The 12,287-nt window shown below is 65.6% G+C and carries 15 protein-coding genes; 5 read left to right on the top strand and 10 right to left on the bottom strand.

What is annotated here, in order from left to right; all coding sequences use genetic code 11:
• Positions 1-70 precede the first annotated feature (70 nt).
• The 5 genes from A5906_RS06965 (at position 71) to A5906_RS06985 (ending at position 4,907) form a co-directional block, all read left to right on the top strand.
• Positions 71-325, top strand: coding sequence for a hypothetical protein (locus A5906_RS06965; RefSeq protein ID WP_080134515.1), 255 nt, complete (start codon positions 71-73; stop codon positions 323-325).
• A gap of 674 nt (positions 326-999) precedes the next feature.
• Entirely contained in the window at positions 1,000-2,142 is a 1,143-nt protein-coding gene (locus A5906_RS06970) for a type III PLP-dependent enzyme (protein WP_080134516.1), read from the top strand.
• A gap of 133 nt (positions 2,143-2,275) precedes the next feature.
• Positions 2,276-2,863 carry a GNAT family N-acetyltransferase gene (locus A5906_RS06975; protein WP_080134517.1) on the top strand — a complete coding sequence of 196 codons (588 nt, stop codon included), beginning with the start codon at positions 2,276-2,278 and terminating at the stop codon, positions 2,861-2,863.
• Positions 2,864-3,008: 145 nt separating this feature from the next.
• On the top strand, positions 3,009-3,398 hold the full coding sequence (locus A5906_RS06980) for a RidA family protein (protein ID WP_080135204.1): 390 nt from the start codon (positions 3,009-3,011) through the stop codon (positions 3,396-3,398).
• Between the two features lie 66 nt (positions 3,399-3,464).
• Positions 3,465-4,907 carry a homospermidine synthase gene (locus A5906_RS06985; protein WP_080134518.1) on the top strand — a complete coding sequence of 481 codons (1,443 nt, stop codon included), beginning with the start codon at positions 3,465-3,467 and terminating at the stop codon, positions 4,905-4,907.
• Positions 4,908-4,986: 79 nt separating this feature from the next.
• Here the strand turns inward: A5906_RS06985 and A5906_RS06990 are convergent, their stop codons facing one another.
• The 10 genes from A5906_RS06990 to A5906_RS07035 form a co-directional block, all read right to left on the bottom strand.
• Positions 4,987-5,319, bottom strand: coding sequence for a hypothetical protein (locus tag A5906_RS06990; RefSeq protein WP_080135205.1), 333 nt, complete (start codon positions 5,317-5,319; stop codon positions 4,987-4,989).
• A 91-nt stretch (positions 5,320-5,410) separates the two neighbouring features.
• Positions 5,411-6,127: an MgtC/SapB family protein gene (locus A5906_RS06995; RefSeq protein WP_080134519.1), complete on the bottom strand. Its 717-nt coding sequence runs from the start codon at positions 6,125-6,127 to the stop codon at positions 5,411-5,413.
• Between the two features lie 30 nt (positions 6,128-6,157).
• A complete protein-coding gene (locus A5906_RS07000; protein ID WP_080134520.1) occupies positions 6,158-7,177 on the bottom strand; it encodes a WD40 repeat domain-containing protein in 1,020 nt (339 codons plus the stop codon).
• Entirely contained in the window at positions 7,177-8,226 is a 1,050-nt protein-coding gene (locus A5906_RS07005) for a CobW family GTP-binding protein (RefSeq protein ID WP_080134521.1), read from the bottom strand. Before A5906_RS07005 ends, A5906_RS07000 begins: the two co-directional genes overlap by 1 nt.
• A gap of 57 nt (positions 8,227-8,283) precedes the next feature.
• Positions 8,284-9,147, bottom strand: a complete 864-nt coding sequence (locus tag A5906_RS07010; protein ID WP_080134522.1) for a metal ABC transporter substrate-binding protein — start codon at positions 9,145-9,147, stop codon at positions 8,284-8,286.
• 2 nt (positions 9,148-9,149) lie between these two features.
• Positions 9,150-10,019 (bottom strand): metal ABC transporter permease, encoded by an 870-nt coding sequence (locus A5906_RS07015; protein WP_080134523.1) that lies wholly within the window; start codon positions 10,017-10,019, stop codon positions 9,150-9,152.
• 6 nt (positions 10,020-10,025) lie between these two features.
• On the bottom strand, positions 10,026-10,778 hold the full coding sequence (locus A5906_RS07020; protein ID WP_080134524.1) for a metal ABC transporter ATP-binding protein: 753 nt from the start codon (positions 10,776-10,778) through the stop codon (positions 10,026-10,028).
• A gap of 2 nt (positions 10,779-10,780) precedes the next feature.
• Complete coding sequence (locus A5906_RS44000; protein WP_080134525.1) at positions 10,781-11,023, bottom strand: hypothetical protein; 243 nt, start codon at positions 11,021-11,023, stop codon at positions 10,781-10,783.
• Between the two features lie 96 nt (positions 11,024-11,119).
• Positions 11,120-11,620: a hypothetical protein gene (locus tag A5906_RS07030; RefSeq protein ID WP_080134526.1), complete on the bottom strand. Its 501-nt coding sequence runs from the start codon at positions 11,618-11,620 to the stop codon at positions 11,120-11,122.
• The gene (locus A5906_RS07035) at positions 11,617-12,228 is read right to left on the bottom strand and encodes a permease (protein ID WP_080134527.1); all 612 of its coding nucleotides are present in this window, start codon (positions 12,226-12,228) and stop codon (positions 11,617-11,619) included. Before A5906_RS07035 ends, A5906_RS07030 begins: the two co-directional genes overlap by 4 nt.
• Positions 12,229-12,287 lie beyond the last annotated feature (59 nt).

Here is a 12,287-nt window from a genome sequence, read left to right on the forward strand (position 1 = left end):
CCATTTGGCCTTGCTCCCGGCCGCCTTTTCGGAGAGATTGCGGCCCTCGAAGACAGGACCCCCGAGCCCCATGAACGCGCCTTCCTCGTCGTCCCGCCGGATCGTCTGGCCCAGCGTCATCACCGTCATCAGCGCCGCCATCCTGATCGGCGCGGAGGTGTTCGGCGCGGCCTTTGCCGGCGGCTGGGCGCTCGCGATCCTGTTCGGTCTCGGCGATCAAGGCGCCCACATCCTGCAGGCCGTGCTGTTTGCGCTCGGCGTGCTCGTGATGACCGCGTTCATCCGCGGCGCTCAACGCGTCGAGCCCTTCACGAAGCGCGGCTGACCCTCCACGCGCGTGAGCATCACGCGCAGCGCAGCGAAAACTTAACGCCCGTTCATCTTCCGCGTCGCTCGCGCAACACTGCGCAAGCAGATGTTAGGCAATTCTGTCCGCAGCCTAAAAAAATTCTTGCGAAGCAGAGTCAAAACGCTTATGTGCGCTCTTGCCCAATTTCGCACGTGCCTGTGGTCGTGTGTCAGTCGGTAGGTATCCGGACAAGAGGCCGGACAGCCGCCAAGGGGTGAAGAAGCCGAGGGGCTCTTCGGAAGTGCGGACGTCGAGGACTGAAAGGTCGAGCGACCGAAGCAAACCCGGAGCGTCCAGCATCTCTCTCAAAGAGATGCCTTGTCGAAGGTGACTTTGCTCTTTGCAACCGTGACTGGCAGCCGGAGGCGAACCGGCGCACCCCGCTCTCAACGGGGGACGCGACTTAAAGCAACGACGGATCGGGCTTTTTTGGTCTCTACCGGCAGTCCAACGCCGGCGCGGGCTACTGAAAAGGCTTGTCCTTCATTGCCAGGTGAGCGGGCGGGAAACTCTCCCAACCAATCCACGGCAGCACAGTCTGGTTTGAGTTTTTTGGCCTCAGCGCGCCTCCATCGCGCGATGTGGCCGAAGCACTCTCATCAGACGTCACGTTGATACGGCTCCCGTCGCTGGGACCGTTGGAGAGTGCCATGACCGAACGCATCCAGGAATTCCTGCGCAACCGCCGCAACGAAGGCCTCGACACCGAGCCGTGCCTCGTCGTCGACCTCGAGGTCGTGCGGGACAATTACCAGAGCTTCGCCAAGGCGCTGCCCGACAGCCGCGTGTTCTATGCCGTCAAGGCGAACCCGGCGCCGGAAGTGCTGGCGCTGCTGGCGTCCATGGGCTCCTGCTTCGACACCGCGACGGTCGCCGAGATCGAGATGGCGCTGGCCGCGGGTGCGACGCCCGACCGCATCTCCTTCGGCAACACGATCAAGAAGGAGCGGGACATCGCGCGCGCCTTCGCGCTCGGCATCCGGCTGTTCGCGGTCGACTGCGCCGCTGAGGTCGAGAAGGTCGCCCGTGCTGCCCCCGGCGCGAAGGTGTTTTGCCGCATCCTCTATGACTGCGCCGGCGCCGAATGGCCGCTCTCGCGCAAATTCGGCTGCGACCCGGAGATGGCGGTCGAGGTGCTCGACCTCGCCAAGCGCCTTCGCCTGGAGCCGTGCGGCATCTCCTTCCATGTCGGCTCGCAGCAACGCAAGGTGAAGGCGTGGGACCGTGCGCTGGCGATGGCCTCGCAGGTGTTCCGCGACTGCGCCGAGCGTGGCATCAACCTCACCATGGTCAACATGGGCGGCGGCTTCCCGACCAAGTACCTGAAGGACGTGCCGCCGGTCGTGACCTACGGCCGCTCGATCTTCCGCGCGCTGCGCAAGCACTTCGGCAACCAGATTCCGGAGACCATCATCGAGCCGGGCCGCGGCATGGTGGGCAACGCCGGCGTCATCGAATCCGAGGTCGTGCTCATCTCGAAGAAGAGCGACGAGGACGAGGTGCGCTGGGTGTATCTCGACATCGGCAAGTTCGGCGGTCTCGCCGAGACAATGGACGAGTCGATCCGATACGCCATCCGCACCCGTCACGACGGCGCGGACATGACGCCGTGCGTGCTCGCGGGTCCCACCTGCGACAGCGCCGACGTGCTGTACGAGAAGAACCCGTATCCGCTCCCCGTCACGCTCGAGATCGGCGACAAGGTTCTGATCGAAGGCACCGGGGCCTATACCTCGACCTACTCGTCGGTGGCGTTCAACGGCATCCCGCCGCTAAAGACGTATCACATCTGACCTGCCTCTTTGTCTGAGGCCTGACGAACCCGGGAGCCGGTCCGCCGGCTCCCTCCCTGACATCTACGATTTCTGACGACGTCTTGGACAGGCGTGCTGCTCGCACGCCGGTTCAAGCGGGGACTGATGTGCCATGACTGCTTTTCGGAAGTCACAGATCGCCCTCACCTCGAAAGCCGCTCCGTTCGTGATCCGTGCGGAACGTGCTGTCGACGTCGCCGCCCGTGAAGCGCTGCTGGATGCCAGCTTTGGCGAGGACCGCCATGGCCGCACCTGCCAGCGCCTGCGCGACGGACGTGCACCTGCCGCGGGCCTTGCCCTGTCGGCCGTGCGCGAGGGCAAGCTCGTGGGAACCGTGCGGCTGTGGCATGTCAGCGCCGGAGGCAGGCCCGCTCTGGTCCTCGGACCCCTGGCGGTGGACCCTGCCTGCCGCGAGCTCGGGATCGGCGCCGCGCTGATGCATCAAGCGCTGGCCGCCGCCCGGGCGCGCGGGCACGCCGCCGTGGTCCTGCTCGGCGATGCCCCCTATTACGCCCGGTTCGGCTTCTCGGCCGAGAAGACGGCCGAGCTCTCGCTGCCCGGCCCGTTCGAGCGCGACCGCCTGCTGGCGATCGAGTTCGCCGAAGGCGCGCTCGACGGCGCCGAGGGGATGATCGTCCCGACCGGCGCGGCCCTGCCCAAACGGAGGTCGGTTCGCGCCCTCCAGGCGCACGCGGCCTAACGGATCGCTCTGATAGCGAAGACCAAATCCGCATCGAGCGGCAATGCCCGGCCGCCTGCGCCAAGCCCGTTCCTTTGGGGTTGCGCAGGCGCCGGAAACACCCTTTAACCCCGCGAAACATCCCCTTCAGTCGAGGCCCATGACCATGTCCCGTCGCCTGATTTCCACCGGCTCCCCGCTCGAGAAGACCGTCGGCTACAGCCGCGCCGTGATCGACGGCGAGTTCGCCTTCGTCGCGGGAACCACCGGCTATGACTACACCACGATGGCGATGCCGGCCGATGTCACGAGCCAGTCACGCAACTGCTTCAAGACCATCGCAGCCGCCCTGAAGGAGGGCGGATTCGAGATGGCCGATATCGTCCGTGCGACCTACTACGTCACCGACGCCAGCTACATTGACGCCCACTTCGCCGTCTGCGGCGAGGTTCTCGGCGACATCAGGCCAGCTGCGACGTTGCTGGTCGTCACCGCTCTCGCCAAGCCCGAGATGAAGGTCGAGATCGAAGTCACCGCCAAGCGCCGCAGCGTCTGACAAGCGCCGCAGCGCCTGATCACCCCTCACCAATTGTCCGCCAGCACGTTCCGGAGAAACCATCCCATGAGCCCTCCCTCGCAGATCTACGCGAAGATCACTGGTCCCATCGTCATGGTCGGCTTCGGCTCCATCGGCAAAGGCACGTTGCCGATGATCGAGCGGCACCTCGATTACGACAAGTCGCGCATCACCGTAATCGACCCCAAGGACGAGGGCCGCAAGGCGCATTGCGAGAAGCAGAATGTGCGCTTCATCCAGAAGGCCGTGACCAAGGACAATTACCGCGAATTGCTGACCCCGCTGCTCACCGAAGGCGGCGGCCAGGGCTTTTGCGTCAATCTCTCTGTTGACACCGGCTCGACAGACATCATGGAGCTCTGCAACGAGCTCGGCGCGCTCTATATCGACACCGTCAACGAGCCCTGGCTCGGCTTCTACTTCGATGCCTCCAAGGGCCCGGAAGCGCGCTCCAACTATGCGCTGCGCGAAGTGACGCTGGCCGCCAAGCGGGCGCGCCCGGCCGGCTCGACCACGGCGGTCTCCTGTTGCGGCGCCAATCCCGGCATGGTCTCGTTCTTCGTCAAGCAGGCGCTGCTCAATGTCGCCGCCGACCTGAAGCTCAATGCCCCCCGGCCGAAGACCAAGGCCGAATGGGCGGACCTGATGCGGCAGGCCGGCATCAAGGGCATCCACATCGCCGAACGCGACACCCAGCGCGCGAAGAAGCCGAAGGAGCCCGACGTCTTCGTCAACACCTGGTCGGTGGAAGGTTTCCTGTCGGAGGGCATGCAGCCGTCAGAGCTCGGATGGGGCACCCATGAGAAGTGGATGCCCGAGAACGCGCATACCCATGAAGCCGGCTGCGGCGCCGCCATTTATCTGATGCAGCCCGGCGCCAACACGCGCGTGCGCACCTGGTGTCCGACCCGCGGCGCGCAGTACGGCTTCCTCGTCACCCACAACGAGTCGATCTCGATCTCCGATTACTTCACGGTGCGTGACGCATCGGGCAAGGCGATCTACCGTCCGACCTGCCACTACGCCTATCATCCGGCCGACGACGCCGTGCTGTCGCTGCACGAGCTCTTCGGCCGCGCCGGCAAGATGCAGGAGAAGCACCACATCCTCGAAGAGGACGAAATCGTCGACGGCATCGACGAGCTCGGCGTGCTGCTGTTCGGCCACGACAACAATGCCTATTGGTATGGCTCGCAGCTCTCGATCGAAGAGACCCGTGAGCTCGCGCCCTACCAGAATGCCACCGCCCTGCAGGTGACCTCCGCCGTGCTCGGCGGCATGGTGTGGGCGCTGGAGAACCCGAACGAGGGCATCGTCGAAGCCGACGAGATGGATTTCGATCGCCTGCTGGAAATCCAGCTGCCGTATCTCGGCCCGGTCAAGGGTTTCTACACCGACTGGACGCCGCTGACGGATCGTCCGGGACTGTTCCCGGAGGATATCGACACCAGCGATCCCTGGCAGTTCCGGAATATCCTGGTGCGGTGAGGTAACTCGTCATTCCGGGGCGAAGCGTAGCTTCGAGCTTCCGGGCTCGCGCTGCGCGCGCCCGGAATGACGGCGAAAACTACTTCTTCTCAATCGGCGGCGCGATCTTCTCGGCCGGTGCCGGCGGCAGCGCCGGCTTGGTCGCCGCGCCCTGCGTCTGCGGCTCAGGCCGCGCCGGCTCGGGGGCAGGCGTGGTCGGCCGGTCGCCGCCGGGCTTGGCTTCCGCGGGCGTCTTGCTCTGCTCGTCGGACGGGGTGCCCTGGAGCGGCTGCGTCGCCTGCGCCAGCTCGGTCCGGCTTTCCGCTCGGATCTGAGCCAGGGACATCACCGACACCACAACACCTGCTGCGAACAGCAAACCGGCAATTGTCAGGTCGAGCTTCAATCTGCGCTTGTCGTTTGGGCCGGGCATGTCGATCACCGCCTTTATCCGCGGGATCAACGAAACTGGGGCGCGCCGGTTCCGCGACGGGTAGGCCGGAACCGCCCGATCACGCACCCAATCACTCCGTCGTGCTGACTTCCCACGTGGCGTGACGCACGCCGGGCAGATGCTGCAAATCCGTCGCCACCGCGTTCAGCTCGTTCGGATCGACCGCAGTCGCGACCAGCTTTGCGACGATCTCCAGATTGTCCTCGCCGATCTCGGCGACCTCGACATCCGCGACCGGATATTTCGCAGCCTCGAGCTTGTCGACGAGGCTGTCGCGCATGTCGGGCAAGGCGTCGGTCGCGACCGCGAGCTTGAAGTAGTAGGTCGCCTCCAGCGCCTTCTCATTCAGCGGGATGCGGTTGATGGCGTTGACCAGCGGGCGCAGCATGGTGTTGCCGGCGATGACGAACACGGTCAGCACCGCGGCCTGGGCGACGAGGTCGGCGCCGGCGCAGGAGCCGACCGCGGCCGAGGCCCACAGCGTCGCCGCGGTATTGAGCCCGCGGACGTCCATGCCCTGCTTCATGATGACGCCGGCGCCGAGGAAGCCGATGCCGGAGACGACGTAGGAGATCACCCGCACCGCGCCATCGGCGCCGGTCAGATGCATCGCGAGATCGACGAAGGCGGCCGCGCCCACCGCGACCAGCACATTGGTGCGCAGGCCCGCCGTGCGCTGGCGATATTGCCGCTCGGCGCCGATCAGCGTGCCCAGCACAAAGGCCGTGGTCAGGCTGACCAGCGTGTCGGCGAAATCGGCAAGCTGGAAGGTCGTGAGAAACCGCATGGTCCCCTATACGGCGGGAACCATGACAGATTAAAGCTCCAGCAGGCCGCCATCCCCATTTTCGTCGGCGAACGCCAGCAGCGTGCCCTTGGCGTTCCAGGCAAGCGCGGCCACCGATGGCGTGCCGTTGCGGCGGACCAGGATCTCCGCGCCGTCTTCCAAACGCACCATCAGCACGGTGCCGTCGCTGTAGCCGGCAGCGAGGATATCGTTCTTCGGATGGCAGGCGACCACAGAGACGCGTGCCTGCAGCGGCGCGAGCATCGCGGGCTCCTTGCCCATTGGCCCGTCCTTGCTGGCGAACGGCCAGATGATGACGGTGTCGGCGCCCGAGGTCGCGAGCCCCTTGCCGCCGGCGCTCCAGGACATCGAGCGGACCCGGCCGGGATAACCGGTCATGCGCATGTGCCTGTTGTCTGCGAGCCGCCAGCCATGCAGCGCCGGCTCGTGCATCGCCGTGACCAGGAATTTGTTGTCGGGACTGAAGGTGACCGCGTGATGCGAGCCGGCCCAGGGCAGGAATTCGGCCGAGCCCTCCATGTTCGGAAACCACAGCGTCGCGCCGTTGTAATGCGCGATCGCCAGCCGCAGTCCCTTCGGCGCGAAGGCGAGACCGCCGACGGTCGAGGGCACCTCGAGCGACTTTTCCTCGCTCTTGCCGATCTTGACGGTTGCCGTCTTGCCGGCCGACCAGGCGAACGCGCCCTCGGCATGCAGTGCCACCGCGTCGATCCAACGCCGTTTCGGATCGGTGGCGAGCAGCGTCACCTCGCCCTTGGCGTCGATCGAGACGACCTTGCCGTCGTCGCCGCCCATCACGATGCGTTTGCCGTCGGAGGCGGTGGAGAGAATGCCGCCGCTGTGCACGGCGACCGTCGTGATCTCGCCCTCGCTGTCGACGAACTTGACGTTCTCCTCACCGCCGACGAAGGCGGCGCGGGGGCCTAGGAAATGCACGGACGTAACCGCCATGCCGAGCGCCACCTGTTTGACACGGTCGGTGACGGAGACGATCGAAGCGGAATCGGGGGGCGGCGTGAACTCTTTCATCACGAGACGATGCAGCTCTCGAAACCCTTCCGGATCGCCTCTTCCGGCAATTCGCGGCCGATGAAGACGAGGCGGCTCTCGCGCGGCTCGCCGTCCTTCCACTTCCGCTGGTGGTTGCCCTCCAGCATCATGTGGACGCCCTGGAAGACATAGCGGTCGTCATCGTCGTGGAAGGCGAGGATACCCTTGGAGCGCAGGATCTTGCCGCCCTCGACCTGCACTAGGTTCTGCAACCAGGGCATGAACACGTTGGGATCGAGCGGCTTGTCGGTCTTGAGCGAGAGCGACTGCATGTCCTCGTCGTGATAGTGCTTCAGGCCGTGACCATGTTCATGGTGGTGATGATCGTGGCCGTGATGGTGGTGATGATCATGGTCGTGGTCATGATCGTCGGCCTCCAGGAAATCCGGCTCGATGTCGAGGATGCGGTCGAGGTCGAACGCGCCGCGGTCGAGCACGTCGGCCAGCGCGACCGAACAGCGCTCGGTGCGATGGAGCTTCGCATAGGGGTTGATGCCGCGGATGCGGGCCTCGACCTCGGCAAGCTCGGGCTTGGTGACGAGGTCGGTCTTGTTGAGTACGATCACGTCGGCGAAGGCGATCTGGTTCTTGGCCTCGGGCGCGTCCTTGAGCCGGTCGGACAGCCATTTGGCGTCGGCGACGGTGACGACCGCGTCGAGACGGGCATTCTTTTGCACGTCCTCGTCGACAAAGAAGGTCTGGGCGACCGGCGCCGGATCGGCAAGGCCGGTGGTCTCGACGATGATGGCGTCGAACTTGCCCTTGCGCTTCATCAACCCGTCCATGATGCGAACGAGGTCGCCGCGCACGGTGCAGCAGATGCAGCCGTTGTTCATCTCGAACACTTCCTCATCGGCGCCGATGATGAGGTCGTTGTCGATGCCGATCTCACCGAATTCGTTGACGATGACGGCATATTTCTTGCCGTGGTTCTCCGACAAAATGCGGTTCAAAAGCGTGGTCTTGCCGGCGCCGAGATAGCCGGTCAGGACGGTCACGGGAATTTTCTGAGAGGTCGCTTCAGACATAACAACTCCGGACTATAAGGCTTTTTTCGCGCGACGCGAGGCGGGGTGGCCCCTGCCCTAATGGTCAAGCGCACTGGTCAGGGCCTTTATATTGTGCCTGACCATGTCAATGTAAGTGGGTGCAGGCCCCTTTTCGCCGGTCAAACCGTCCGAAATCAGGGTCCCGCCGACCCTGGCGCCGGTCTCGGCGGCGATCCGGCGGATCAGGCGGTCATCGCTGATATTTTCCAGGAAGACGGCCGGGATTTTCTGGGCCCTGATCTGGCCGATGATGGCCGCAATGTCCCGCGCGCTGGGCTCGGTTTCAGTGGAGACGCCGAGGGGGGCGATGAACTGGATCCCGTATTCGGCGGCGAAATAGCCGAACGCATCGTGGGTGGAGATCACCTTGCGCCGCTCCGGCGGGATTTTGCCAACGGTCTCGCGGACCTCGCGGTCCAGCGTTTCGAGCTTTTCCAGATAGGCTTTGGCCTGGGCGCGGAAGAAGTCAGCATCATCCGGGACGGCGGCAGCCAAGGCATTGGCGATGTCGGTCACGTAGATCCTGGCGTTGGGGACCGACTGCCAGGCATGGGGATCTGCGGCCGAGCCGAGTTTGAGCGGCGCAATGCCCGCGCTGGCGGTGACCACCTGGGCCTTGCTACCTGCGGACTGTACGAGGCGCGGCAGCCAGCCCTCCAGCCCAAGTCCGTTGACGATGACGAGCTTTGCCGCCGCGACCCGCTTCGCATCGGCTGGCGCCGGTGTGTAGACATGGACGTCGCTGTCGGGCCCAACCAGCGTGGTCAGGTTGATGCGGTCGCCACCGACATTGCGAACGAAATCGCCAAGGATCGAGAAGCTCGCAACGACGTTGAGCCGCTCCGCGGCGTGCAGCGGCGAGGCGATCAGCAGGAGCACGCAAACCAGGATACGCCGCATCGTCACGCTTCCAGATGCCGGCCGGGAAACAGCTGCCGGACGATGCCGCCGACGCGGCCGAACAGGACCGAGATGATGTAGAGCACCGTCGCCACCAGAATGATCGCCGGGCCCGAGGGCACCCGGGTCTGGAACGAGAGCACGAGGCCGGCATAACCCGCAACGGCGGCGGCGATAACCGCGATGCAGATCATCGCGGTGAGATCGCGCGACCAGAACCTTGCGATACCGGCCGGCAGGATCATCAGCCCCACCGCCAGCAGCGTACCCAGCGCCTGAAAGCCATTGACGAGGTTGATGACGACCAGCGCGAGGAAGGCGAGATGCGCAGGGCCCCCGGCGCGGCTCACGGTGCGCAGGAACAGCGGGTCGACACTCTCAATTACCAGCGGGCGGTAGATCACCGCGAGCACCAGCAGCGTCACCGTGGCGTTGAAGGCGACCACCAGCAGCGTCTGGTCGTCCATCGCGAGGATGTTGCCGAACAAGACATGGAGCAGGTCGATATTGGTGCCCTTGATCGAGACGATGGTGACGCCGAGCGCCAGCGAAGCCAGATAGAAGGTGGCGAGCGAGGCGTCCTCCTTCAGCCCGGTCGAGCGCGCGACGACGCCGGCGAGGATCGCGACCGCAAAGCCGGCGATCAGGCCGCCGGCCGTCATCGCGAACAAATTGAGGCCGGAGAGCAGGAAGCCAACAGCGGCGCCGGGCAGGATCGCATGCGCCATGGCATCGCCGACGAGGCTCATCCGCCGCAGCATCAGGAACACGCCGATCGGCGCGCCCGCCAGCGACAGCGCGATCACGGCGGCAAGCGCCCGCCGCATGAACTCGAACTCGGTGAAGGGACCGATCAGCGCGTCATAGACCATCTGGTGTCACGCCGCCTGCGAGCGCCCATCTTCGCCACAGGCCGCAGCACTATCGTCGAAGGCCTCGCACATCCGCATCGCGACCATCAGGTTCTCCGGCGTCAGCACCTCCGCCGTCGGCCCCCAGGCCACGGGACCGCGCGCCAGCACCAGCGTCTCGCTGAAATGGTTGCGCACCATCTCCATGTCGTGCAGCGCGGCGAGCACGGTGCGGCCCTCGCCGTGCCAGAGCTTGACCAGCGCGAGCAGGTCGGCGGTGGTCTTGCCGTCGATGGCGTTGAAGGGCTCATCGAGTACGATCAGGCTGGCGTCCTGGAGCAGCACGCGCGCGAACAGCACGCGCTGCATCTGGCCGCCGGAGAGCGTCCCGATCGGGCGGTTCTCGAAGCCATTGAGACCAACCGACGCGATCGCGCGCAGGATCTTTTCTCGCGCCGCCTTGCCGATGCCGCCGAACAGGCCCGTACCGCGCCACAGCCCGGTGCCGACGAAATCGAACACCGAAATCGGGAAGCTGCGGTCGATCTCCGCGCTCTGCGGCAGATAGGCGATGTCGCGGGCATCGAGCCCGCCGAGATGGATGCTGCCGTCGAGCGGCTTGAGGATGCCGACGATGCCGCGCAACAGGGTGGATTTGCCGGCACCGTTGGGGCCGATCACGGCGACAAGCGCGCCGGGAGCGACCTCGCCGCTGAGATGATGCACGGCGGGGTGCCGGTCATAGCCGAGCGTGACGTTGTGGAAATGCAGCGCCGCCATCCTCACCTCATCGCCAGGAAGACCACGCCCCAAAGCACGGCGCAGACGGCGAGCGCGGCCGTGAGGCGGCCGGCCATGGTCATCCGCAGGATCGACCAGGGCGCCGCCTGGGCCGGATGCGGCGAGGCTGCATCATGGACATGGGCGTGGGCGTGGGCGTGCCCATGCGCGTGGTCATGGGAATGGCCACGAGAGTGGCCATGGGCATGGTCGTGCTGGTGGGCGTGGGAGGCGGCGGGAACCATTTTGGAATGTTATATTATAACATCACGACTGTCCACGGCCGGGAGTGTCATTCCGGGGCGGCTCGAAGAGGCGAACCCGGAATGACGTCCGAATGCTCACGGTTTCCCAATCACCATGGCGATGGCGGCCGCCACGAACGGGAACGGCACCGAGACGGCGCAGCGAAACCAGACGAAACGGGCCGGCATGAACGGGATTTTCCACAGAATCACCCGCTGGAAGGCAAACAGCGCCCAAGCGACGACATAGGCGACCACCTGGGGCACGCCACCGCCCGACTTCAGCGCGACGGTCCCGATGGAGAAGCCGATCACCGGGCCGCCGGGGGTGGCCGCCCCAGCGACCACGGCGGTGGCAACCCCAAGCCAGCCGCTGTCCGGGCCGAGCCAGCCGGTGATGACTTCCTGCGGGATGATCGCGGCGATGTAGCCGGAGCCGATCACCCCGAGCGCAATCCGCGGCACGATGTTGATGAAGTCCATCGCGCCTTCGCGTAAGGACGCCTTGAACACCGGTGGGCCGCGGCGGAACGCGATCAACCCGACGCCGAACACCGAGCCCCACAGCAGGATGTCGATCAGGAGCGCTGCGCTCAACTCTCGTCGTCCTTCGCGAGCGGCTTCGAATAGAGCCGGACATAGACGAAGCGGCCGAGGGCGCCTGCGAGCACCGGCAGCGGCAGCGAGATCACGATCCGCCACAGCGTGAAATCGGTGCCCATGATCGGGATTTCCCAGGCGACCGCCCGGCCATAGCCGATCAGGGTCCAGCTCACGACCATGGCGATGGTGGCGCCGAAATCGGCGCCGACCGCGAGCAGCGCACTCGCCACCGGGTAGGCGGTGAAGGGACCGCCGGGCAGGACCGCACCGAAGGCGGTGCCGATCAGAAGCCCCATCAGCCCGGATTTCGGCCCGAGTGAGCGCGAGACTTTTTCGTGCGGCAGGATCTCGGAGATGAAGGCCCCTAACAGGCAGCCGGCCAGCACGCGCGGCAGGATGCCGCCGAACAGCGACAGATCGTGGGTGAGGATGTCGAGAACGCCGGCGCTGCCGTCGCGCTGCCAGACCAGGCCTGCGCTTACTGCCACCAAGGCCGCGATGATGATGGTCGACCAGCCGATCGGCTTGCGCACGCGCCCAGGCCGCGGCTCGGACTCCGCGTCCTCGGCAGGCGCCGGGGCTTTCGAGGGAAGTTCTGACAACGGCTGTGGAGCGGCTCGAGGGTGATGCCCATCCTGATTAAGGGCGCCGCCAGGGCGAT

The organism is Bradyrhizobium sacchari, assembly GCF_002068095.1.
GTDB classification, from domain to species: Bacteria; Pseudomonadota; Alphaproteobacteria; order Rhizobiales; family Xanthobacteraceae; genus Bradyrhizobium; species Bradyrhizobium sacchari.

Coding starts and splice junctions, on each gene's coding strand:
- A5906_RS06965 (WP_080134515.1), top strand. CDS start 71: ATGAACGCGCCTTCCTCGTCGTCCCGCCGGATCGTCTGGCCCAGCGTC.
- A5906_RS06970 (WP_080134516.1), top strand. CDS start 1,000: ATGACCGAACGCATCCAGGAATTCCTGCGCAACCGCCGCAACGAAGGC.
- A5906_RS06975 (WP_080134517.1), top strand. CDS start 2,276: ATGACTGCTTTTCGGAAGTCACAGATCGCCCTCACCTCGAAAGCCGCT.
- A5906_RS06980 (WP_080135204.1), top strand. CDS start 3,009: ATGTCCCGTCGCCTGATTTCCACCGGCTCCCCGCTCGAGAAGACCGTC.
- A5906_RS06985 (WP_080134518.1), top strand. CDS start 3,465: ATGAGCCCTCCCTCGCAGATCTACGCGAAGATCACTGGTCCCATCGTC.
- A5906_RS06990 (WP_080135205.1), bottom strand. CDS start 5,319: ATGCCCGGCCCAAACGACAAGCGCAGATTGAAGCTCGACCTGACAATT.
- A5906_RS06995 (WP_080134519.1), bottom strand. CDS start 6,127: ATGCGGTTTCTCACGACCTTCCAGCTTGCCGATTTCGCCGACACGCTG.
- A5906_RS07000 (WP_080134520.1), bottom strand. CDS start 7,177: ATGAAAGAGTTCACGCCGCCCCCCGATTCCGCTTCGATCGTCTCCGTC.
- A5906_RS07005 (WP_080134521.1), bottom strand. CDS start 8,226: ATGTCTGAAGCGACCTCTCAGAAAATTCCCGTGACCGTCCTGACCGGC.
- A5906_RS07010 (WP_080134522.1), bottom strand. CDS start 9,147: ATGCGGCGTATCCTGGTTTGCGTGCTCCTGCTGATCGCCTCGCCGCTG.
- A5906_RS07015 (WP_080134523.1), bottom strand. CDS start 10,019: ATGGTCTATGACGCGCTGATCGGTCCCTTCACCGAGTTCGAGTTCATG.
- A5906_RS07020 (WP_080134524.1), bottom strand. CDS start 10,778: ATGGCGGCGCTGCATTTCCACAACGTCACGCTCGGCTATGACCGGCAC.
- A5906_RS44000 (WP_080134525.1), bottom strand. CDS start 11,023: ATGGTTCCCGCCGCCTCCCACGCCCACCAGCACGACCATGCCCATGGC.